Origin of the sequence: Alcaligenes sp. (genome assembly GCF_050255915.1) — a bacterium.
Lineage (GTDB): Bacteria > Pseudomonadota > Gammaproteobacteria > Burkholderiales > Burkholderiaceae_B > Alcaligenes > Alcaligenes aquatilis.
The window spans coordinates 199043-223958 of the sequence record NZ_JBFWIQ010000005.1 but is presented as its reverse complement, the minus strand read 5'-3'; the positions used below and the strand labels follow the sequence as shown (position 1 = coordinate 223958).

Below are 24916 nucleotides of genomic sequence, written 5' to 3'. Positions count from 1 at the left end.
CGCCTTAAACCTTTGCCTTCTTGTTTTTTTTCGGTGGAGGCGTGTACTGCGCTAACGATAAATCCACGGACTGCGGCGTGGATATCTTGCCTCGAGCATGTAAATCCAAAAACTCTGCTGTCGTTATCACATCGTAATCCTTGGTCAGGCGCGACAACATCTTGCGATACCCTTCCAGGCGGCTATCGTCCCGATACTCACCCAGACCGTTCTCATCCCAATACAAAAGAGACCAGGAATGCAGTAAAAACACGGCAAAAGACGGGCTACCGCTAACAGCATTTAGCAACAAACTCCCCCACCATGGCCGGAAGCGAAAATAACGAGACTCTGGGTAAGTCAGGCGAACCCACCAATCAGGTTTGCCTAACTTGCCCAGAATCCGCTTCTCGGTCATGGGGACCTCAATGACACCATTAGACCAAACATAAGGATCATTGGTGGCCTCGCTATATATGCATTGACCATTGTGCACAGCACATACCGAGTTATTAAAAGACAGCGGAATACCCACTTCTTTCAATGCCCGGATCGTATCAGCATTCCAGCGAAATGAGCCTGCACGATGCGCCAGGACCGGCTTGCCCGTCTGCTCTGTCAACAAATCTGCAAAGTGTCGAAAAACAAACTCGGCCCGAGCCTGGTCCGTATACTGGTTCATGTACTGCGGACGGTTGGACAGGCCATGCTCTACCCAGAAGCTGTCTGGCAAGTATTCAGGGTGCGTATGCAACTGTACATCCTGCCCCTGCTCATCCAGCCAGCGCACGACTTCCTTCAGTTCGTCCAGGTAAGAGTAGGCACCACACAAGTCTGTAAAAAACACATGCTTGGCTCCGAACTCATCACCGATGCGACACATCTCGGCCACCCCAGCTGTACCCTTCGGAAATCGCCCCCAGATCAGACGATTGACGTGGTCCGCAGACGCGCGCTTGGGCAGCGCCTCCGTATCCACCGTAATCATTGCGTAGCGATCCCTCATACCTGTGCTTCTACCTGCTCTAAATTAACTGTTCGTGAAATATCGATTTTACCCTGCGCTTTTAGCTCCAAAAATTCTGCGGTCGTAATGACCTCACAATCCTTGACAAGGCGGCGCAGGAATTTGCGGTAACCCTCCAGCAATCGATCATCCCGATATACCGCGTGTCCTGCCTCATCGCGCTCAAGCAAAGACCATGAGTGTAAGAGCACCACAGTAACTGGTGCAGGCTTAGGTGCAAACGGATGTTTCCAAGCAGGGATGGGACGTGAGCCGAATTTGAAGTATGGGGACTCCGGGTAAGTCAGGCTAACCCAACGATCCGGACGGAAACCAGGAACACCAGGTACCCAACGCTCAGTGACAGGGACTTCGATGACGCCGTTGGACCAGGTGTAAGGAAGACAGTCAGGCTCACCGTATACGCCTCGACCACTTTCCAGGGCACGCATGGATTGGTTGAATGACAGGGGAATATTGAGTTCTTGTAAAGCACGTATGGTCAGGGCATTCCAGCGAAAGGAGCCTGCGCGGTGGGCCAGAATTGGTTTACCAGTGATATCGGTAATTAACTTGCTGAAATGACGCAATACGAAATCCGTTCGAGATTGAATCTCATACTCGTCCATATAACGCGGCGATGCCAATAAGGCATTGTCTTGCCAAAATGACTTAGGCAAAGTCTCTGGGTGAGTATGGAGCTGTACATCTTGACCATTCGCATCTAGCCGAGCGATGACCGCCAACATCTCTTGTAAAGATACATAGCAACCACAAAGATCCACAAAGAACACATGGTTCACGCCAAATTCCTGGCCTATAGCAGCCATTTCAATCACACCGGCTGTACCCGTCTCATGTCGTCCTAAAACTAAGCGCTGAACATGGGCCTCCGTGGCCCGCCTTGGCAAGGCCTCTACATCCACTGTGAGAAGAGCGTAGCGACTTTGACTCACAAAAACACCTATTACGCAAAAAAAAGACACCCATGTTTAGGAAAATCAAAAAATTAGATGAAGTAGATTCTCACTATCAATCATCACTCTCGGACGCCAGCCGCATGGAATTAATTTTAAAAGCAGGTTTTTTTGATTTCCATTTAATAAAATTCAAACCACATACATTAGACTTAAAACTCAGCGAAAACTCCACCCTTCCATTTGCCACACCATCCACAAAAGAAACATAAAAATACCAACCAATATCCGGATCAGTAGACCTATTAAGACCCAAAACCTCTAACCCCCCCTGAGAATCCAAAATATCAAAACCAATAATCAAATAACGATTATTAACCACTCCTTTATCGATGCCGTGCAAAAATGCCTCATCAACAATTGAATACTCCAAAACGTATTTACTCGACACCTTATGATTTAGGGTAGGAAATTTTACACGATCAACAGAAACCCTACTTTTTTCCAAAAATAAAATCTCTTCATTGTTCTCAAGAAGAAATTTCATTTCATTTTTTAAAGTTGGAAATCTTTTTTCATAATCCCGAATAGATGTAATTCTGCTATAGCCTTTAAGCCGTGAAGAGACCGCTCCAGCAACTCCTCCCGATCTGACCTTAGTATCTTGAAACTCATGGTGAGTCCAAATAAAAGCAGGAGTTCTTGAATCTACAATTGCGGGACTATGTCTATCAACGGTTTCATGTCCGTTATATCTAGGAAGCCAATACTCCTTTTTTTCCGCATTATAACCACCAATAAAAGCTAAACCTAAAGCCAAAAACCGTCGATAACATTGTCTAAAATCACGAAACACCCCATCCACATACGTGGCAACCAACCCACAACCGAAACTAACAATCATACCCTCGTAGTTTTCATTCACATAATTCTTCAATTCTGACAAATAATCAACAGAAAGAATATCATCGTCATCAACACGAAAATATGCAATTGTTCCTGAAGGCCGGTCAGCCAAAATTTCTTTTATAGTTGAAGATATGGGGTTTTCACCTGCCTCGCTCAAAACAATAAAATCATACTTAGCCGCTTCTTCAAAAAGTTTATTTTTCCATTTCTCAGGCATCACTGCAGAATATTGAATTACATGCTTATAGAAAAACCTCTTAGCCATATCCTCGTACAGAGGAACGGCTTTATTAAAAAAAATATCAAATCGCGCAGCCATTCTCGCATCAGAATAAAGCTGGCTAAGATAATTATCTTCTGAGACTTTTGATATATCCCACGCATTACTTCCTGGAATATACAAACTAAACCGCGTACAACCTATAAAGTACATATCTCGCCCCTACAATCAAAGCCATATAAAATCTATATTCTTGATAAGCCACCACACTACCAAGAGGTTAATTTTATTCAGTCAATAAACTTTCCCAAACTCGGGTGATATTTTTCGTACTATATTTCATCACCTTCCCCCTAAGAGCCTCAGCACTATATTTTCTAGAATTTAAAACCTTCTCTTTAGCCTCAGATAAGGCACCAACCACAAATTCCGCCCCCCAAATATCTTTTGCCCCCTCCCAATCCCAAACGATAGGAACCGACCCTGTTAGCATTGCCTCACCAACAGCCATATGAAATGACTCAAAATCAGAAGGGGATAACAGATAGCCAACCATACTTAGCCAATCATTAATATCATCACCTGGAGGATCAAAGACAATCTTATAACGTAGCTTCGAATTTTTATTAATTCTATAATATATAGATTTATAATAATTTAGCTCATAATCCCGCCTTAACAGCCAATCATAGCCTAAAGGATTTTTCCCTTTAACTCTTAAACAATATCGCCCATCCTCTTCCAACAAAACCTCTAACAAGTCAATTGCCCTATCAAGCCTCTTTAACGATGGAGACACACCAATCATCCCCAACGTATAACTAGCTTCACCAGTTTTTCTTAAAGCCGTGAATTTATTTTCATCTAGCAAATTGGGAACAACAGAAACCTTTCTTTCTGGAAAACCAAAAACTCTCTGCCCTTCTTTATATATCGACTCACTCACATAAGCGATATGGTCAATATTTTCCCAATTTGACTCAGCAACATATGGAAGCGATCGTTCTTGAGCATGAAACCTAGCTACTAATCGCTGGTGTGGTTTTTTATTGTTCGAGTACCACTTCAAATTACCAAGGCACCACTCACAAAAGATAATGTCTGCTTGCTCTAAAAGCTCCAGGCTCTTTCGTTCATCATGTTTATCGTGCCCAGCCCAAACATCCACTAAAAACTCAAATTTACCCGTAGACTCCAACGCCTCTTGTAATAAGGTAAAAAACTTCAAATCGTGTCCAGCCACCAGCACACGCACCTTACTATTAACGGCTTTGATCTCGGAAACTCCTTGCAGCCAAGTTTGAATCTCTTTAACCCTTTGCGAAAAAGTGTGGCGACGAGCCAGTTGAGTCAAGACATTAGCAGCAGCTTCAGCAACAACCGGCTCTTGAAACGCTCTGTACAACTGACGAGAGAACTCCTCTGCACTGTTAGCAAACAATGGGTAGTCGGTTCCTAGCAGATCCTCATGTAGCGCATTCCGGTTCAAGATGGCTGCGCAGCCCGCACCACCATACTCAAGAATCTTAGTCGAATACTCCACGGTATCGTTCATACTCTCTGCACGCCAAGACAAGCCCACTCTGGCGGATTGCAATTGGGCCTGCACCGACTCGCGAGACTGAGCACCTAACCACTGCAAACCAGCAGTACTCTCTAACGCTTGCTGCATGCGAGCCTTATATTCTGGCCAACCTGCCTCATGATGAATTTTGTCTCCAATCATGATCAGCTCACTACCGAGAACTTGCTGATGAATCTCTGGCCACTGCTCGGCCATCTCCAATGTCATCCAGTCGGCTTTAAACTTGCCTGCATAGATCGCTCTCATCGGCCTCTGACTCAATGGAACCAAGTTATCAGGCAAGTCGGGAATGACAGGCGTATACAGGCTGAATTTATCAAGACCAACATCAGGGACAAGTTCTTGCCACAGTTTTACAAAACCCTGCGTCTGGCACAAAAGGCGCTGGCAACCCATTGCCAGACGGCACATCTTTTCACGTAACTCTGCCGTGTACTCATCTAACTGCTGCGGTATATCTGTTAAATAAAGCCAGCATTTTTTCAGAACCGCTGGATGCTCCAGCAATGTCGCAGCAATATCAAAACCACGCACCACCACTACATCATAGGGGTTGGCCTGGTCCAACTTAATCGTTAACTCCGCCATCATTGGCAAAGATAATCGCTTAAAGCCTTTGCCATTCCAATAGCTTGGCGCTGTCCCATCCACAATAGTAAGCTGGTCAGCGCTTCTTAATGGTGCAAACAGCTCCTCTCTTTCCGGCTTACTCTTAGCAAGGAACTCTACCTCTGCCTGACCCGTCGCTGCAAAAGCCAAAGCAATGGTCTGAGCCCAGATAGAAGAGCCATCGATAAAGTTCAAGTCCGGGCTACCGCAGACCAATACGCGTTTACTCATTATTTACACTCCAACCGTTGCCTGCGAGGCCGCACCATCTAATACAAACTGATCGCTATCTACAAAATACAAGTCATTCCGACCTTCTCTAGCCCCTATCTCAACATGCATGTAGGTAGTCATGAATTCGGAGGCGCGCCACAAGGCAGAGCACAAGTCAGTCTGGCCACCTACACTAAAACGATCCTCCCCAATCGCCTTGGCCCAGCCAGCCAGCCCAGGCTCATAAAGGCTGGCGTTAGCCAAATCACGGAGATAATGAGGCCCATACCCGTGTTCACTCCCAACCCACCCCATGATGGGGTAAGCCGCGCCTTGCTGCTGTAGCCAAGACTTATGTTCTCCGGGCTTCAGAACCACAACATTATCGTCAATACCACTAAAACCAAGTGCCGTACCTGGCGAACACTCAATACCAAGTACAAATTGGCGGTATTCTTGCTCCTTGGCAAACCGCACTAAAGCTTCCATTTCCTTCGAATTGCTGGCTTTAGCGAATAGCATCACGGATGGGTCCGTGGGTAGGCGCGTCGCAACATTCAAGTGAGTAAAGATCGTGTTCAACCGATGAGCATAGGTATGTTTAGCAAATACCTCTCTGATTCCAGCCAAGCTCCGACGCCGCCACTCCACATCATCTGTCATTAATGTATGGATCGCTTCCTGAGCTTCTTCACGATTACGAACCAGCCAAACAGCATCGGACTCAAACAGGTTTTCAATACCCTTGGCATAAGTGCTCACAATAGGAGTACCGCAAGCCATCAGCTCAAAAACACGCCGCGAGAACATCGTAGGTGAGTCAACCACGGAATTCACATTCAGAAATACCCGATAGCGGTTGTATTCCTCACAAAGCTCTTTATAAGGCAAGCTTCCTTTAATTCCTTTCTGAAACTCATCAGGAAAAGGAAAAACACCTGTCCCATGATTTCGGTCATAGATGTCTAAATCGTATTGATTGGCCGTCTCTAACAGCCACCGCATCGACTGGCCCCGCTCTGCATGACGATTTCCATACCAACTACCCGCAAAACACAGTTTTTGCTTGCGCCCGGTTAACGGAGCAGGGCGATGCAACGCAGGTTGGGCTGCGAACGGAAGCGCATGGATATTGGGATTACCTGTTTTACGGAAATATGATTCTTTCATATTTGCATCAGTCGTAAATATGCCATCCACCAGCTTGGCACTGCACATGAATTTGTCGTGATGGACAGGGTCCTCTTTATTCCAAAATACAGTTGGAATACCTTTTTCACGAGCATATTTACAAAGCTGCGCAACCTCTTGACCGGGTTTATTGGAATACTCTGCAACTCTATATTGCCAACTTCCAAAATTACCCTTCCATGCACTTTCAATAAAAACCAACTCTGGTTTATATTTCTCCAAAAGAGCATACCAATTATCCGGTCTTGGCTGAATAAGATTCAAATCCTGCTCAAAACATCCTGTCGTAAATTCATCCATTACCCCCATTACATACGGCTTACCATTTTCGGGATAATCCGGCCATCCCAATATACTAATCTCAGCGGCCAAATCACTAGGAGCAATAAAATCATCTTGCTTATTTTTTATCTTTTTTTCTTTAACCTTAATGCTATCTACAAAAACTTTTTCATTTTTCTGAAGATTAAATCCACATAACCCTAAATGTATCTCCGCTACACCTTCCGGCACAATAAAGGTATGTACCTGCTGTTTTTTTCCGAAAGTAGCTGGAAGATATTTAAACCTCGCCTGCAAATGGCTGGATTTCGCCATTTTCCCGAAACTTTCATCTACCTCACTACCATCCTTATCAAAACCCTTTAATAAAAATACAGCCTTCCTATTTTTTTCATCCGTTTCAAAATAATCAACAGATACTTCTATCCTTAACTCGGCACCTGCCTGCACAGATAACATATACCAAACTGGATCTTTTCTTGAAAGCTCCATATGGCCTCGCCAATCTAGCGATCTAGGATTTTCTTTTTTCTTTTTCTTTTCAGTTACATTCCCACTAGCAATGCTTTTATCAGCAATAGCAGTAACGGCAACCCCGACCTCACTCGAACCCAGACGAGAACGACAAATCTCAATATTTGCCTTAAAGTACTGCTCACCAAGCAATGCACCCAGCTCATGATAAATCTTAATTGCAGCAGCGTAATCCGCTCGCAAAAATGCGTCTAAGGCTTTTTGGACATTTGCTGGATTCATAATAATCCATTACCCCAATTCAATTAACACCATAAATTAAATCGGCCTATACAGGCCGATTTAATTAATCCCAAAACCAAGAAAAGACTAACAATTAATTAAACAGCCCAACAACATCAATACACTGAGCATGCTTGCGGATTTCAGCAACTTGCTCAATGAATGGACGGTGTTTGACAAGAACGCAGACGACGTCAGCATCAGCCAGCGCGCTACCCAGAGCGGACAGCTCAATTCCAGTGCCTTGTAGCTTGGCGGGCAATTCTTTGATGTTGGGTTCTACGGCGTGTACTTTGCATCCCAGGCTGGCAATCTTCTTGGCAACACCAACAGCAGGGCTTTCGCGCAAGTCATCAATATCGGGTTTAAAGGCCAAGCCCAGGCATGCCACTTTAATGTCTGCCATGCGTGCGTCAGGACGCAGCGACAGCACTCCGGCAATAGCGGCTTTGACTTTCCCCACAACCCACTCAGGTTTGTAGTCGTTGATCTCGCGAGCCAAGCGAACAATGCGGGCCTCTTCAGGTGTTTTGTCCACGATGAACCAAGGGTCCACAGCGATGCAATGACCACCCACCCCGGCACCAGGCTGCAAAATATTAACGCGTGGGTGACGGTTAGCCAGGCTGATCAGTTCCCACACATTAATATTCAAGCGATCACAAATCAGGGACAGCTCGTTGGCAAATGCGATATTGACATCGCGGAAGCTGTTCTCGGTCAGTTTGCACATTTCAGCGGTACGGGCATTGGTTGGCACCAAAGCACCTTCCACAAAGATCCGGTACAGCTCGGTAGCCATCTCGGTGGCTTTTTGTGTCATGCCGCCAATGACGCGGTCGTTACTCACCAATTCATGAACAACACGACCTGGCAAAACACGCTCTGGGCAATAGGCCACCTGAATGTCAGCTTCCTCGCCTGCTTGCTGAGGGAAACTCAAATCAGGACGGGCCTCGGCCAGCCACTGGGCCAACTGCTCAGTCGTACCCACCGGGGAAGTGGACTCCAGAATGACCAGATTGCCTTTGGCCAACACGGGAGCAATGGCTTTGGCTGCATCGGCGATATAGCTCAGGTCAGGTTTGTTGCCTTCCAGGAACGGAGTGGGGACAGCAATCAAAAACGCGTCAGCGGGTTCTGGCGTCAGCGTAGCGCGCAAATAGCCACCGTGCACAGCAGCCTGCACCAGCATATCCAGTTCAGGCTCAACAATATGAATCCGGCCTTGATTAATCGTATCGACCGCGTAAGCATTCACATCAACGCCAATGACCTTTTTGCGGCGGGAGGCAAATAATGTGGCAGTAGGCAGGCCAATATAGCCCAGGCCGATCATGGAGAGAGTTTCAAACATGCTGGTTTTCCGAATCAAGAGATCAAAGTTTTTAAAATTTCGCTAATGCGGGTGGCGGCCTTGCCGTCCCCATAGGGGTTGTGCGCCCGCGCCATACGCTCATATTCCGCAGCGTCATCCAGCAACTGCGTGGCAGCGCTAACAATGGCGTGTGTTTCTGTTCCCACCAAACGCACCGTTCCTGCATCCACGGCTTCCGGGCGCTCGGTTGTGTCTCGCATCACCAATACCGGTTTGCCCAAAGAAGGCGCTTCTTCTTGAATGCCCCCGGAGTCAGTGACCAAAAGATCACAACGATCCATTAGGTAAACAAAGGGCAAATAATCCAATGGTTCGATCAAATGAACGTCGGAAACGTCGGATAAGATACGACGTACTGGTTCCTGAACATTTGGATTCAAGTGCACGGGATACACCACCTGCACATCGCCACGGGAGGCAATCTGGCGCAAAGCCAGGCAGATGTTTTCAAAACCAGAGCCAAAGTTCTCGCGACGATGCCCCGTCACCAGAACCAAGCGTTTGGCTGGATTGATAAAAGAGAACTGAGCCTCAAAGCGGCTACGTAGTTCCGAGTCCTGACGTACGCGCGCTGCTACATCCAACAGCGCATCAATGACGGTATTGCCTGTAATATGCACCGTCTTGGGATCAACACCCTCATGCAATAAATGAGACTGCGATTGCTCGGTTGGAGCAAAGTGCACATCAGCCAATACGCCCGCTTGGCGACGGTTCATTTCCTCTGGCCAAGGCGAGTACTTATTATGAGTACGCAGGCCAGCCTCTACGTGACCGACCTTGATCTTGGCGTAATAAGCTGACAACGCTGCAGCCATCGTAGTGGTCGTATCACCATGCACCAAAATCATGTCTGGTTGCCATTGCTTGTACACATCACGCATACCCAACAACACATTACTGGTGATGTCATACAGGTCCTGACCTGGCTTCATCAGGTTCAAGTCAAAATCAGGTTTGATAGAAAAAATATCCAGAACCTGATCCAGCATCTGGCGGTGCTGACCCGTGACACACACGCGCGCATCAAACGCTGAGTCGGCAGCCAATGCCTTAACCACCGGAGCCATTTTGATGGCCTCCGGTCGTGTGCCAAATACAGTCAAAATCTTCATTAATTACCCTTCTTTTCCCGAAAGTGATCCGATATCAAACAGAAAGCTCTGCCTGACCATCATTACATCCAAAGCCCCAATTCCACCCATAGCCCCACTCATCAGCTCAGGCACCTCTCACCGCTTCCTACCATGGCTCCGCTTTCTGCTTTTAGGCGTGGCATGCATACTCTGTTTTACAGCTAGCTCAGACAATTCCTTTCTCAACGCCTCTCGTTCGACTAGTCTCTCGGACGCCAAATTTGCCTGCTCGTTACGAGCCTGTGTCAACTCAGCCACTCCATACTGCAACGTTGTACATTGCTCAAACCACTGTTTAGCCAAGGATTTCTGCTCTTCTGCCTCTTTCTGCAAGGAAGACACTAAAGCCTGGGCACGTACGAGGGCCTGCCGCGTCTCCAGACCGGACAAATCCATTGCAGCCTTTTCTTGTTGCAGTTTGTTGACTGTCTGTTGAGCTACCATCAATTGCTTAGCCTGTAGCACACCTTGCACCGCTAGCTGATCACGCGATGCAGCCAAGTCCCGCCATTGTTGACGTAGCCTACTTTCATGATCGGTATGACCCAGGATTTTGCGAGCCTGACTAAGTCGCTCCTGCTTTGCCTCATCCTTCAATCGAGCCAGTTGACGCCCCTCCGACTCGCTAAAACTCACACCACTTGGAAGCAAGGCAGCCAAAGCCTCTGCCTGCACCAACTCTCCAGCCTCATGTAAGCGGAAAGCTAGCCATTTCTGCCTAAACGACCGTGGCTCCAAAGAAAAAGCCCGATGCGCAAACTTGGCTGCCACAGTCGCATGTGTCTGCATTTGCCCTCGAGCCACTGCAGTCCACGCACTAGCTTGAATTGCAGTAGAGACTGACGAACGAGCAAGCAGCGCTTCCACGGCCTCTTCCCCACCCTCCTTAAATGCATCCAACACTTTGCCAAACTGCTTGCCCCCTAGAGCCTTAGGGGGAATCTCATGTCGGTTCTGCTTCCAAACCTTCAGCAAACGGGTTGGCAAAGACAACATAGAACCTACAGAATGCGTACCCTGAATAAGGATCTCACCCAGCTGACTGGCCAAGGCATAGTGCGTCTGCAAAACATGAACTTCACCTTGGGCTTTAATTAAGGCCTCACAACGAAGAATCTCTGCCTGCTTCTCAACCAATACATTGTGAACCGGAGCGATGTGAATGATCGTAGAGGGCACAGTTTGTGCTTGCTCTTGATAATACAAACGCTCCAGCTCGGCTTGAACAATATGCAGTTGACTAAGCAGCAACTGATTTTCGTCCTGTAGTGCCTGCACACATCCATCGGCAGACACATCGCCAGGCTGATCTACCTGAACTGGCGAAATGGCCATTATTTACTTCCCCTAAAAGTATTCTTAATCCACATGGTCCAAGACAATGCTCTTGAGCAGCTTCAAAATCCCGGCCAGGATCAGCGCCAACAGCAAAGTCACCAAGGTGTTGTACAGACGACGCGGCTCCATCGGATACTCGGGCAAGGTAGCGGACTGCAGCACAGACACTTTCTCCAACATGCGAGTGGCATCAATCCTGCCTTTTTCCAAAGCAGTTAAAGAGGATTTGTAGAGCTCTTGTGTGAACTTCACATTCATATCCAAGCGATAAAACTCTTCTACATAGGCATTCAACGTGCCGCCGGACGGCGTCGCCAACTTCAGCTTTTCTTGCTTAATTTGCTCGTCCACTGCTTTCAAAGACTGTTTAAGCATCAGAATATTGGGATGGTCACGATCCAATGACTTGGGCAAAGAGGCCAATTGGGTCTGCAACTGAGCCCGCTGCCCTTCCAAAGCAGCCACAATCGCATTAATACTTTCTGCTGTGGCTTGAGGGGACAATAAGCCGGCTTCATTCTGGTAGTTCAGCAAGTCCTGGCTCGCTTGTTGAAAACGCTCCTGAGCCTGGTCAACCTGAGTAACCAAGAAATCGACCTGAACCTGGGCCATTTCATGGCCCAAGACGTTCATATAACGCTCGCCTTCCTTAACCAGCAGCTCCGTAATCGCCTGAGCCATCTCGGGGCTATAAGCTTGGACCTTGATGCGCAACACACCAGAGAAATCATCAAACTCCACTTCGACACGACGCAGGTAATGACGGTGAAACCACTCTAGCGACGCATCCTGGAACCACATCCGCGACACCAGATCATGATCCGAGGAGCTGTAATGCGTACGTAAATCCAAAGACTGATCGAGCTTTTTAAGCATGTCCACGGACAACAAGTAATCACGCAACAACAACTGGTTCGCGCGATCAACAGTAGCCACACCCGATACCAACATCCCTAAGTCAAAAGAGGGGGCTCCTACCGAGTCTGTCTTTCGGATAATGACGTTAGCCTCGGACACATAGCGGTTCGAGGCAAAGATCAACCAGTACGCCGACGTCAAAACAGCCAGGATCAGAATCACACGTACGGCGTAATCAAATAAGCGCAATGAAAACCACGAACGCAGGCGAGCTCCAAAGGTAGGTTTCTTTGAAACGGCTTGATTAGAAGCGGTGCTAGCCGCCTGCGTAGTGACTTGAGGTGTATCTGTCATTTTGGAAGCGAATCCTTGTAGGCATTGAGCGCATCGTCAATCTGGTCAAACCAGTGCGCTCGTCCTTGATGCAGCCAGACACCCGCCTGGCAAAATTGTTTTAAGGTTTTATTGTCGTGAGCCACCATGATCAAGCCCGCGCGATTGGTCATGGTTTTAAAGGCGTCCGCGGCTTTCTTACGGAATGCCGCATCACCCGCTGCCGTCACCTCGTCCGAGATGTACACATCGAAATTAAAGGCAAACGACAGCGCAAACTGAAGGCGGGAGCGCATTCCAGAGGAGTAGGTATAGACCGGCTCCTCAAAAGCTCGACCCAGTTCAGAAAAATCTTTAATAAAAGCCAGCCTATCTGCCAGATCTTCTTGATGACCATGCACTCTGCACACAAACTTGGCGTTTTGGCGGCCGGTCAAGGTGCCCTCCAACCCCCCGTTGCCCATGGGCCACGACACCCTGCACATACGCTGCACCGTTCCCTTATTGGGGTGATCCACCCCACCGATCAAGCGCAACAACGTAGATTTCCCAGCACCGTTAGAGCCAATCAAACCCACATTTACCTTGGGTGGGATTGTCAGGTTGACCCCTTCCAACACCCAACGGCCCACACCATGGGCGGTCTTGTAGCGCTTATAAACATCCTTGACGACGATCATTTCATCACCAACTGCTGTGTAAAGCGTCTATACAAAACCAGGCCCAGAAACAAGCTGACCACCCCCCATAGGTACAGGTACCCCATGCTGATACCGGACACCATGTGGTAGTAATCTGAAAAACCCTGGCGTACCAGCTCCAGACCATGCACCAAAGGATTGAACAAAAGCAGATCCCGATAAGGCTGGGGAACGGCTGAAATCGGCATGATGACCCCGGAAATCAAGTACAAAGGCATCATCATGAGTTGCAATATGTGCTCTGTCTCACGAACCAAGGCCATCAAAACAGAAGCCACCAAGCCATAGCCCATCCCAAAGAGCCATAGCCCAAACATCGTGACCAAAACCTGCAAGGGGTCATCAGGCCGTACGTCATGCCCAAACAAGGCTGCTCCCGTTAAGATAATGGCGGACACCAAGGTCATCAAAAAGGCTTCCAAAACGCCTCGTGCGACATACGTATCAAAGGGGTGCACCTGCCTGTAAGCAAACAAAGGCTTATTACTATCGGCAGCATGCATCACCTGCATCGCTGTACGACGAAACATAAAAAACGCCAACATTCCCACCACAATCCAGACAGTGACATCAATGCCGCCGACTGTACGCAAACGAATCACTGTGAAGATGAACGTGATGAAACTGATATGCAGCACCGGCTCCATCAAGAGCCAGAACCAGGCCGCACGCATGTCAAACAGACGATCCAGCGCTTCTCTCAAAACTAGCGCACGCCAGACCGACCAGGTGACGGCCATGGGGCTGCGCACCTGATTACTCATCTCGACCTCTATTAAGAAATTTGCGTTCAACCATGAGGCTCATCACTTCATCATGTTGTTCAAGGTCGTACTAGGCACGGCCACAGACACCACCAGACGCAGGAACTTCTGGAACTCTGCCGCTGGCGAGTTGGAGACGTAGATCACGTCCTTGTCCTGCACCGGGAAGTTCTGGGTGACAAAGAAAGAAGCCGGGTCACGCAGGTCGATCTCGTACACCACGGGTACGACGCCCTTCTCGTCCAACAGAGTCGATTCAGCGGCACCCTCCACCAGCGCAGCATCTTCAAAGCGGAAAACAAACACACCGCGAGCATCAGCACGTGAGGTATCCAGGCCGCCGGAACGGGCCAGGGCCTGCACCAAGGAGATACCTTGGGCTTCAAACGGAATTTCTTCGTTCTTGCCTGTTGCCCCCAAAATGGAGAAGCTTTGGTTCTGATACAGCGCCGTGATCACATCACCCGGCTTCAACATGATGTTCTGGTTCGGATTACGAATGATCGTATCCAAGGCCATCGTTGATGTGTTTTGCGCACGCGAGAGCTGAATGGCGATACTGTTTACCGCCTGTTTAACGCCACCACCGGCGGCCAAAGCATCGAGCAGGCGCTCACCTTTCGGTGTCAAGGGCATCAAAGTGCTTTTATTGACTTCACCCACCACCGTTACGTTGGAAGAGTTGTTCTGAGTGACACGCACCAACACTTGGGGGTTGTTGGCCTTGCCTTGCAAACGCTTGGCAATGCTTTCTTCAATCTGTTGGGTGTTGTGGCCCTGGACAGCAATACGGCCTGCAAAAGGCATGCTGATCATGCCATCTGAGGTCACCATTTGTGATGGGAAGGCAACGGCATTCGTCGTCGCTGCCGTCGCCTTGGGATCCAAGGAAATACTGCCAAACAACATGGCAGGCGGCGCTTCCCATACCGACACTTCCAGCACATCGCCGGGGCCAATCAGGTAATTGTTCGAGCCCGTGCTGGGAAATTGGGCGGCAAAATCGCCCATGCGTTTTTTAGCGGCCAGTTTCTTGGTCAGGGAGTCCGTCACATTGACCAGGGTGATGCCTTCGATACGGCCATCACGTCGTTCTTGCACTTGCTGGCGGCTGGGGCCATCGGCTGGCATCCAGTCGGGCATCGTGGCACATCCGGCCAGTACGGCGACCAGGGTGCTGGCCAGTACGGGCCGTCCTATTGCGGCGATCTTGCTAACTGCTGTGTGTAGTAATTGAGCCATGCTTATTTCTTCATGAGCGTATGAACGGTTTCACACGCCAGGTCTATGTCATCCTGGCTATGCGTGGAAGACAGAAAAAAGCGCAAACGTGCTGCTTTTTCTTCTACCGCAGGATGGATAATGGGTTGCACATTCAGACCGGCATCAAATAACTGGCCGGACAATTTGACTGCTTTAAGAGAGCTGCCGGTAATCGCAGGAATGACGGCGTAGCCTTGGGCAAAACCGGTATTGATCCCCAGTGAGCGCATCGAATTCAGAAACTGGCTGCCACGCTCTTGCAGGTTTTGTACACGTTCCGGTTCCCGACGCATGATCTGCAAGGCTTTGAGCGAAGCAGCCGCCAACACGGGAGAGATTCCCACGCTGTACACAAAACCGGAGGCGGCGTATTTAAGCAGTTCCACCAGCGCACGGTCGCCAGCGATATAGCCGCCGCAGCTTGCCAGGGTCTTGCTCAAGGTGCCCATCCAGATATCGACATCTCGACCCACCACACCAAAATGCTCGTGCGAGCCACGGCCTGTTTTGCCCAACACGCCCAAGGCGTGGGCTTCATCGACCATCAAAAACGCTTTATAGCGCCTTTTTATGTCAATAAATGCAGGCAGGTTCGGGATATCACCATCCATGCTGTACAAGCCTTCAATCACAATCAGCACACGCTCGAACTGGCCACGAATGTCAGCCAGAATGCGCTCCAGGGCGGCACTGTCGTTGTGAGGAAATGAACGGCGGGCGGCACCCGATAACTGGATGCCTTGCAAAATACTGTTGTGGATCAGGCTATCGTGAATTACCAGATCCTTGGGGCCAAACAAGTAACCAATGGTGCTGACGTTGGTGGCGTGTCCACTAACAAAAACCACGCAATCATCCACCTCGTAGTTCTGCGCCAGCTCCTCTTCAAGCTCACGCTGTACGCGACGCTCGCCCGCAACCAAACGGCTGGCCGAGGCCGATGTGCCGTACTGGTCCATCGCGGCTTTGGCGGCTGCATTCACTTCTGGGTGTGCGGACAGGCCCAGATAGTTGTAGTTGGCAAAGTTCAGATAGTCGCGCCCGTTGATACGGGTATGCGCAGCAGCTACACCGTCGTGGCTGCGGAAAAAGGGGTTGCGCACGCCCATACGATCGGCCATGGCCTTGGGCACCAGCATTTTCTCGTAACCGGGATGACGGTCAAAGCGGGTGTAGGACTCCGGGATGTGGCTGGCCGCACCCTGATGGGTTGCGGACTGCTCGGCCATGCGGCCATTGCTGGCCGCTTGCCCGGTTTTGCGTCCCAGAATGCGCTGAATCAGTTGTGCTTTACTGCCTGGTGCCAGATCGTTCTTACTCATGGATCAGTGATGTCCCTGTTTCTGCCAATCGCTGTACATCCTTGGCCAGTCCTTGCAAGTCCGTCTCGGACATCTCATCCCCGTGCTGACGTACGACATCGGCGACCAGATGCCCTGCGTCCTGCTCTGCCGAGTCCCCGCCACCAGCCGTCAGCTTGTCCACAATGCGGGCCGCTACGTTCCAGACAGTGGGAGAATCGTTCAGCACCATGGCGGGCAACTGCACGCCAAAGCGTTGCTCCAAGCCCAGGGCCAGTTCCACAGCCATCAAGGAGTCCATGCCCAGATCATGCAAGGAGCGTTGAGTTTCGATACGGTCTACTTCGGTACGCAAAATGTTGGCGACTTCTTGCGCCACCCATTCGGCCACCAAAGCGTGAATTTGCTCGGGCGTCTTGCCAACAATCAACGCGTGAATATCCTGGCCGTCGCTGCCAGAGTCGTGATCCTTGCGAGCCCGGTTCAAGATGGCAAAGCGTTCATTCTGGGCCGAGGCCAGCAAACGGGCCAAGGCACTCCAATCGAAGTTAGCCACAATGGACACTTCACCGTTAACAGCCAGCACGCGATCCAATTGATCCAATGCCTGATCGGATTGCAAAGGCGCTTTGCCCAGACGTTTACCCAAGCTGTCCTTCACGGTTTCATTGCGGGTCAGGTAACCTGCGTCACCAATCGGTCCCCAGGCAATGCAGGACGCCGCCAGACCTAGGTTCTGACGCAGGCGCGTCAGGCCTTCCAGGCCCGCGTTGGCGGCCACATAGTTCGCCTGTCCGGGGTTACCAATAGAGGTCGTCACAGACGAATACAGCACGAAGTGAGACAACTTCAAATCTTGAGTGGCCAAGTGCAGATTCCATGCCCCCACCAATTTGGTTTGCAGCACCTTGCTCAAGCTGTCCTGATCCATATTCGCGATCAAGCGATCATCAAACACGGCGGCAGCATGCAGCACGCCAGTCAGTGGGCTATCACTTGCCTGAATCTGGGTGACGACAGCTTGTACCGCTGCACAATCCGTGACATCACACGCCACGATTTGCACACGACAGCCTTGTGCCTGGAACTGCTCCAGCAGCGCTTGTGCACCCGGTGTCTCGGCACCACGGCGACCTGCCAGAACCAGAGAGCGCACGCCACGTTTGACCAGCCATTGGGCTGAAGCCAAACCGAAGCCAGACAAACCACCCGTTACCAACCACGTGCCCTGTGTGGACAAATCGATAGGAGCAGCGATTTGTTTTGCGGGCAGACGAGGCTGGGCGTCCTTCAAGGACACCACCAGCTTGCCGATATGACGAGCCTGCTGCATGGCGCGGAATGCATCCACCACATGCTCGGCACCGAAGCTACGGTAAGGCAGTGGGAACAGCGCGCCATCATGGAACAGCTCCATGACTTCTTTGAACAAACGTCCTGCCAGAGCGGGTCGGCCCGTCAGCAACTGGTCGGCATCAATACCGAAATAGCTGATATTGCTCTTGAAGGGGCGCAGGCCAATCGGTGTGTTCTCAAAGAAATCGCGCTTGCCCAGTTCCAGGAAGCGGCCAAATGGGCTCAAGACATCCAGGCTGCGGCGCATGGCTTCACCTGCCAGCGAGTTCAGCACCACGTCCACACCTTCACCGCCAGTGGCATCCATCACGTCTTGAGCAAAGCTCAGGCTGCGCGAATCGAACACATGGTCAGCGCCCAACAAGGAGGCGAACACACGTTTCTCGTCCGTGCCAGCGGTGGCATAAATCTCTGCGCCCAAATGGCGGGCGAGCTGGATTGCAGCAATTCCCACGCCGCCTGCAGCACCATGGATCAGCACTTTCTCGCCGGGCTGGATATGGGCCAGGTGCGTCAGCGCGTAGTACACGGTGAAGAACACGGTGGGAACGGTGGCGGCGGCTTCAAAATCCCAACCTTCAGGCATGGGAGCGATAGCATCCGCACGTGTCACCACATGACTGGCAAAGCAGGAGGAACCAAAACCCATTACCGGCTGGCCTACAGCCAAGTGGGTGACATCAGCACCAACCCGTGTGACCACACCCGAGAACTCCAGGCCCAGGCTCGCACCGGCGAACCCGTTTTCTACGGCTTCGTCCGGCAACAAGCCCATCAAGTACATCACGTCACGGAAGTTCAGGCCCGCTGCCATGGTGCGGACTTCGACCTGATCCGCAGCCAGAGTGGGCGCTTGAACAGCTTGCCATTCCAGATTGCGCAACTGTCCGGGCACGTGGAAGTCCAACTTAAAGCGTGCATCCTGGCCTAATTGAGCACTTACAAGCTGAGTGGCCTCCTGCAACACCAAGGTATGGCGTGCGTCTTGAGATAAGACAATTTCTGTCGCACCATCTGGCCACAGCAGCTCGCACTCCAGGCGCTGAGCGATGCTGCCGGCATTCAGATCGCCGGCCAGATCGATCAGAGTGCAGGACAAGGCAGGCAGCTCGTTCATGACGACGCGGCCAAAGCCCCACAAGGCCGACTGGGCAGGATTCACCGCCCAATCCAATTCTTCCGCCATCGCAGGCAATGCTCCGCCGTGCGTCACCAGGAACAAACGGCTTGCAGCAGCACGGGCGGACAAGCTTTGAGTCAGGTTAAGCAGTTGCGCACTGGTCTGACTGACAGCAGCGACGGTATCAGCCCAACCCAGCATCGGCACCACATTCAGCGTGTGCTCATCAGCCAAAGCGTCGGCACTGGGTGGCCAGGCTTGGGCGCAAACCGTCTGTCCGACTGCCTCCAAACGAGCTTGCAAAGAATGGGCATGCGTTTGGGAAGCCTCGTCAAACAACAGTAGCCACTGGGCTGTAGCGACGATCTCCGGATTCTGACCTGTCTGCTTTGTCGCGGCGCTGGCCAAAAGCAAATAAGCACCTTCGCTCAACGCCTGAGCGGCAGGCTCTGGTGCTGTTTGTACCTGCTCAAAACCCGCTTGCTCCAAAGCCCTGTGCCAGCCTTCAGGCGACAGCAAGGAAGAGGATTGCGACTCAGCGGCTGTATGCCACCAGCTTGGGTCCAGACCGGACAGAAAATCCGCATGCCAATCAGGGTGACACTCGGCCAGCAGCAAAACACCACCTGTAGCCAGCCACTGCTTGCTACGCAGCAAAGCAGGTGGAACATGCACGGTACGGTGCAGGCTGTGACGCAAAATCACGACATCAAACTGTGTGTCGTTGGACTGATCCAACTGCCACTCTTGCAAATCAAAACCGACAACTTGCACATTGGCTAGCGCATGATGTTGCGTCGCCTGACGTGCCTGCAAATCGACATCCGGCAAGGCCAACACATACTCAAACTGATCTTCAGACAAACAAGCCGCCAGCGTCTTGGGCAAATCGCTAGGGCCAACAACGACTTCCAGCACACGCAGCCGCTGGGAAACCGGCAAGTTCGCAGCCAGCTCTCGCAACTGGGCTTCCAGTGCCTGACGCACACCCAGATACATGGGGTCATCGTCATACAGCACTTCAACCACCGGGGAACGGCGCAAGGAAGCCAGCAGTTTTTCGCCTGAAAGATCACCACGTAACAAGGCGGGCAGTTGGCGGCCCACCGAACCAATCTGGGTCAACTGCGGCAGGCTGCTCGGGGAGTCCTGCAAAATCGTGCGCCACAAGTCCTGGGCAGAAGGCATATCCGCCTGCTCCGCCACTCGATAGCTTTCCCCATCTTGCAGCAGCGCTTCACTGCGCAACAGCTCACTCATCCAGCGACCATACGGACTATTCAATACCTCGGCACTGAGCTCGGCTGGTTTAACGTCCTGGAAGGCTTCATAAATAAAGGACAGACTCAAGGCATCCAGCAAAGGCAAAGTCTGCTGGAACCAGGTTTCGCGTTCTTGCTGCTGATCGACCAGTGCAGCCCAACCGCTTTGGGCCAGTTGTTCAGGCGAGAGCGTAACGGCGACTCGTTCATCATGAGGATGAGGACGCAGATACGGGGTAATTTGCCAGTTGGAGACCGCGTATCGGTCCTGACGCAAGAAATGTGCCGCGCGGAAACGACAAGCCTGGGCGCTGGCCAGCAAGCGGCCATCAGCACCATACAGCTCAAAGTCCGCCAGTACCGAACGGGCACTGCTGCGACGCAGATGCGCACGGAAATGCGTCACTTGCCCTTCGGTGGACAAGGTAAAGCGGCCTACTTTCACAGGCAATAAGGCAACGCCTTGGCCTGCTTCAATATCTTGTGCGAAGAAATCCACCAGAGACTGGTAGCACACGTCCATCAAGGCCGGGTGCAGCAGATAACCGTCTTGCTCCAGGCTGACGGGCATTTCCAGTTCCGCATGCAGGTACGTATCTTGCACCTGTGAGACCTTCAAACCCTGGAAGGCCGGACCGTAGTCCAAGCCCAAGGAATGCGCCAGACGATAGTGGCGATCACGATCAATCTGCCGTTCCGCCAAGCTTAGGGGCGAAAGCTCTGGCTTGGGCATGCGCTCATCCGAAGCCAGAATGCGGCCACTAGCGTGTACCACCCACTCGTCCTGGCTCAGGCGTTGGCGGCTCTTGATATAGAAACTACCATCGCGCGGGCTCAACACAAAACGCAGGCTGCGGGCATGCTCACCGTCAAAGACCAGCGGAGCCAGAATATCCAGCTCGTCCACCTGGATCAGTGCTTCGCACAACCACTCACGGGCTGCGGCCAAGGCCATCTCCAAATAAGCAGCGCCGGGGTACACCATGGCCCCACCCACTTTGTGATCAGCCAGCCAAGGCAAAATCACCGGGTCTAGTACGTTTTCCCAGCTGATATCGCTATCGGGCAGGCGCCAACCCAGCAAATCATGTACTCGTCGGCGCTCAATGGAGCGCATCCCTTCTGTGCTGGTCTTGTACCAATGACGCTCGCGCTGCCACGGATACACAGGCAGATCCACCGGATTGCCAGCCACGGGGAAACGGGCCTTCAACTGAGACGGCAGCAGAGCCAGGGTATGCAGGGCCGTATCGGCCAGACGCTGTGGGCCATCGTCATGCTTGCGCAGGCTGGACAGCACAACACCCTGAACATCGGCCTGAGTCAGGGTTTCACGGATGTAGCGCTGCAAAATGGCGTGCGGGCCAATTTCCAGAAAAACACGGCAGCCCTGCTTGGCCAGACAAGCAATGGCCTGCTCAAACTGCACGGGCTCGCGAATATTGCGCCACCAGTACTCCACATCCAGCTCGTATGGGGGCAACTCTTGACCGGTAACGGTCGAAACAAAACGCGCCTGTGGTTCCTGCTGGCCGGGCTGCAAGTCGCCCAGGCTCTTTTCCAGATGCGGCAACAAGCCATCCATATAGGGGCTGTGAAAGGCGTAATCCAGATCCAGCAAGCGGAAGAAAACACTTTGGTCTTCCAGGGCAGACTGAATGCGTTGCAAGCCTTCCAGGCTACCGGACAAGGTGATATTGGAAGGGCTGTTCACACCCGCCACATTCACGCCCAAGTCCGCACCCTGGCTTTCCAGCAAGGTGTTTACCGCTTCCAGCGATAGACCAATAACGGCCATCCGGCCTTGACCACGAGTCAGGCCTTGGGCCTGGCTACGGGCACAAATCACACGTATGGCTTGTTCCAGATCCAGAGCACCGGCGGCCCAGGCTGCAGCAATTTCGCCTACGCTATGTCCCGTGACGGCATCAGGCTGAACGCCATCTTCGCGCAGCATGCGCGTCACAATAACCTGCAGGGCAAACAATAGGGGCTGGGCAACGGTCGTGTCGTCCATACGGGAGGCAGCAGGCTCGGCCTGCAATTGCTCCAGTAACGAGAAACCCGCCAAGGGCTGCATCAAGGTGTCCAGCTCGGACAGCAGTGCGGCGAAACGAGGGGACTCGCGCAACAAGGTCACGCCCATCCCCAACCACTGCGCTCCGTTACCCGCATACACGAAGGCCAGTTGAGCTTCTTTATCCAGGGCATCTACCGTTTGCAGACCCTGCGGGTCTTGCCCTTGCGCGTAAGCACGCAATTGCGCCACGCCTTCTTCAACCGTTTCGGGCTGAATGATCAAAGCACGAGCCAAAGTCTGCCGACCGTGCGCTACCGCGTAACTGACATCGTAAAACGCTTGTGCCGTCTTGCCATCGAGCAAATCCGCATAATTACCAGCCTGTTCGCGCAGGGCGGCTTCTGTTTTGGCCGACAAGACTAAAGGCGGCAAAACCGAGTTCAGCGCAACAGTCGATTGACCAGCGCGTGCGACAGGGGCCTGTAGCAAAACGTGTGCGTTGGCACCACCAAAGCCAAAAGAATTAAGGCCCGCCACCAAAGGCTTGCCGTCGATACGGTGCAACTGACGGCCTTGCGGTAACAATTCCAGATTCAAGCCGTCAAAATCAATCGCGGGATTGGGGGTGTTCAAATGCAAAGCAGGCGGCAGGGCTTGATGCTGCAAAGCCAGCACCGTTTTGACCAAACCGGCCATGCCGGAGGCTGACTCCATATGCCCCAAATTCGCTTTGACTGAACTAATAGGCAAACGCTGTTCGCGCGTTTTTCCATACACCGCACTGATTGCGGTAGTTTCAATAGGGTCGCCTACTGCCGTACCGGTACCGTGGGCCTCGACAAAGTCCACATCACCCGCAGTCAGGCCGCTGCGCTCTAAAACGGAGCGCATTAACTCAATTTGTCCCTGGCAGCTAGGGATGGTGATGCCGGTCTTGCGAGCACCATCGGCATTCACGCCCGTAGCCAAAATGACAGCCTGTACCTGATCACCATCGGCTAATGCTTGCTCCAAAGGCTTGAGCATCAGTACCGCACCGCCCTCGGAACGGACATAGCCATTGCCGGCCTCATCAAACGCCTTGCAGCGTCCGTCTGCCGACAACATCGACGCTTTGGTAAAGCCGACAAAGGGATAGGGGTGCAGCAACAGATTGACGCCACCGACCAAAGCGGTCGAGGCCTCGCCATTACGCAGGCTTGAGCATGCTTGATGCAAAGCCACCAAGGATGACGAGCAGGCGGTATCCACCGCCATGGACGGTCCGTGCAAGTCGTAGATATAAGACAGACGGTTGGCCGCAATACTCATGGTATTGCCGGTCATCATATGGGCAGTCAGGCTGGCCAAATCATCCAGGCCGCGCATGCCGTAATCCAAACCGGAGATACCGACATAAACCGCACAGTCACTACCAGCCATGGCGGACGGCACAACACCCGCATTTTCCATGGCTTCCCAGGACAGCTCCAGCAACAGACGCTGTTGCGGGTCTAGCCAGGCGGCTTCGCGTGGGGAGATACCAAAAAAATCCGCATCGAACTGGTCGATACGCGACAGAACGCCAGCCGAAAACGTGATGCTGCGACCCGGCTCGGACCTTTTGTCGTGTTGCAATTCGGCAGTCGCCCAGCGATCAGCGGGAATTTCCGTGACCAGATCGCGCTTTTCAATTAAAGCATTCCAAAACTGGTCGGGCTGCGATAAATCGCCCGGGAAGCGAAACGCCATACCAATAATAGCGATTGCTCCAGACGCAGTATTGCTTTTATTAATGTCCGTACGGGATGCTTTTAACTCCTTAGCACCCTTTCCTGTATTTTGAGACACGCACCCTACCCTTTCGATCTTTACTGACTTGCCCTGTCATCGCGGAGCACGGAATAGTCATGTTTGATAAAACGCTATTTCGGACAACGACTCCTGACATAGCCGTGTCGCAGACAGCACACCAGTAAACAATGGCGAAAATTACACCTAGTTACTATGACTTACAAACTCCAATTACATGTAAATTACACAAACTCAATGCAATCAGATAATATTTATTTTCGATTTTTATTTAAGCAATGACGCAAAAATAAAAGATCAAAATTAAATACCCACTATTAATATTGTTCTATTTATTGTTTACAACAAAAAATGTGTGTTTGAAAAATGACAAAACCTTGGTCATATTCACCAAGGAAGTCCAATCAAGCCACTAGGCAAAACATCAACGCTGCTTTCATTTCGCTGCCACCTTGAGAAAAATGAAACTATTAACGTGATATTAAGCAAAGTCTTTTTCTCACCAAAAAACTTTTCCTACTGGTGCTAACCTGCTGCACTGCAAAAAGATTAGCAGCTCGGAATGTTACCATTACGCAGTTGTTCTAGTCCATAAAGAATTGAAATGAGACACAGGCGCACTGTAACA

General features: G+C 51.2%; 14 protein-coding genes. All 14 read right to left on the bottom strand.

Annotation, left to right across the window (positions count from 1 at the left end; genetic code table 11):
• Positions 1-4: 4 nt before the first annotated feature.
• Positions 5-985, bottom strand: a complete 981-nt coding sequence (locus tag AB7E06_RS08515) for a polysaccharide deacetylase (RefSeq protein ID WP_427956296.1) — start codon at positions 983-985, stop codon at positions 5-7.
• A complete protein-coding gene (locus tag AB7E06_RS08510) occupies positions 982-1941 on the bottom strand; it encodes a polysaccharide deacetylase (RefSeq protein WP_427956293.1) in 960 nt (319 codons plus the stop codon). The genes AB7E06_RS08515 and AB7E06_RS08510 overlap by 4 nt, the downstream gene beginning before the upstream one ends.
• A gap of 76 nt (positions 1942-2017) precedes the next feature.
• Positions 2018-3244, bottom strand: a complete 1227-nt coding sequence (locus AB7E06_RS08505; protein WP_427956291.1) for a glycosyltransferase — start codon at positions 3242-3244, stop codon at positions 2018-2020.
• Between the two features lie 73 nt (positions 3245-3317).
• The gene (locus tag AB7E06_RS08500; protein ID WP_427956288.1) at positions 3318-5456 is read right to left on the bottom strand and encodes a glycosyltransferase family protein; all 2139 of its coding nucleotides are present in this window, start codon (positions 5454-5456) and stop codon (positions 3318-3320) included.
• 3 nt (positions 5457-5459) lie between these two features.
• Positions 5460-7667, bottom strand: a complete 2208-nt coding sequence (locus AB7E06_RS08495; RefSeq protein WP_427956285.1) for a CgeB family protein — start codon at positions 7665-7667, stop codon at positions 5460-5462.
• A gap of 94 nt (positions 7668-7761) precedes the next feature.
• Positions 7762-9024, bottom strand: a complete 1263-nt coding sequence (gene wecC / locus AB7E06_RS08490; RefSeq protein WP_427956282.1) for a UDP-N-acetyl-D-mannosamine dehydrogenase — start codon at positions 9022-9024, stop codon at positions 7762-7764.
• A 14-nt stretch (positions 9025-9038) separates the two neighbouring features.
• The gene (gene wecB, locus AB7E06_RS08485) at positions 9039-10160 is read right to left on the bottom strand and encodes a non-hydrolyzing UDP-N-acetylglucosamine 2-epimerase (RefSeq protein ID WP_346548889.1); all 1122 of its coding nucleotides are present in this window, start codon (positions 10158-10160) and stop codon (positions 9039-9041) included.
• 117 nt (positions 10161-10277) lie between these two features.
• Positions 10278-11516, bottom strand: a complete 1239-nt coding sequence (locus tag AB7E06_RS08480) for a hypothetical protein (RefSeq protein WP_427956277.1) — start codon at positions 11514-11516, stop codon at positions 10278-10280.
• 24 nt (positions 11517-11540) lie between these two features.
• The gene (locus tag AB7E06_RS08475) at positions 11541-12731 is read right to left on the bottom strand and encodes a chain-length determining protein (protein ID WP_203226723.1); all 1191 of its coding nucleotides are present in this window, start codon (positions 12729-12731) and stop codon (positions 11541-11543) included.
• On the bottom strand, positions 12728-13390 hold the full coding sequence (locus AB7E06_RS08470) for an ABC transporter ATP-binding protein (RefSeq protein WP_108728406.1): 663 nt from the start codon (positions 13388-13390) through the stop codon (positions 12728-12730). Before AB7E06_RS08470 ends, AB7E06_RS08475 begins: the two co-directional genes overlap by 4 nt.
• Positions 13387-14175, bottom strand: coding sequence for an ABC transporter permease (locus AB7E06_RS08465; protein ID WP_427956273.1), 789 nt, complete (start codon positions 14173-14175; stop codon positions 13387-13389). Before AB7E06_RS08465 ends, AB7E06_RS08470 begins: the two co-directional genes overlap by 4 nt.
• A 42-nt stretch (positions 14176-14217) precedes the next feature.
• Positions 14218-15417: a polysaccharide biosynthesis/export family protein gene (locus tag AB7E06_RS08460; protein WP_427956270.1), complete on the bottom strand. Its 1200-nt coding sequence runs from the start codon at positions 15415-15417 to the stop codon at positions 14218-14220.
• Positions 15418-15419: 2 nt separating this feature from the next.
• Entirely contained in the window at positions 15420-16760 is a 1341-nt protein-coding gene (locus AB7E06_RS08455; RefSeq protein WP_427956268.1) for an aminotransferase class I/II-fold pyridoxal phosphate-dependent enzyme, read from the bottom strand.
• Positions 16753-24327 (bottom strand): SDR family NAD(P)-dependent oxidoreductase, encoded by a 7575-nt coding sequence (locus AB7E06_RS08450; RefSeq protein ID WP_427956265.1) that lies wholly within the window; start codon positions 24325-24327, stop codon positions 16753-16755. The genes AB7E06_RS08455 and AB7E06_RS08450 overlap by 8 nt, the downstream gene beginning before the upstream one ends.
• Positions 24328-24916 lie beyond the last annotated feature (589 nt).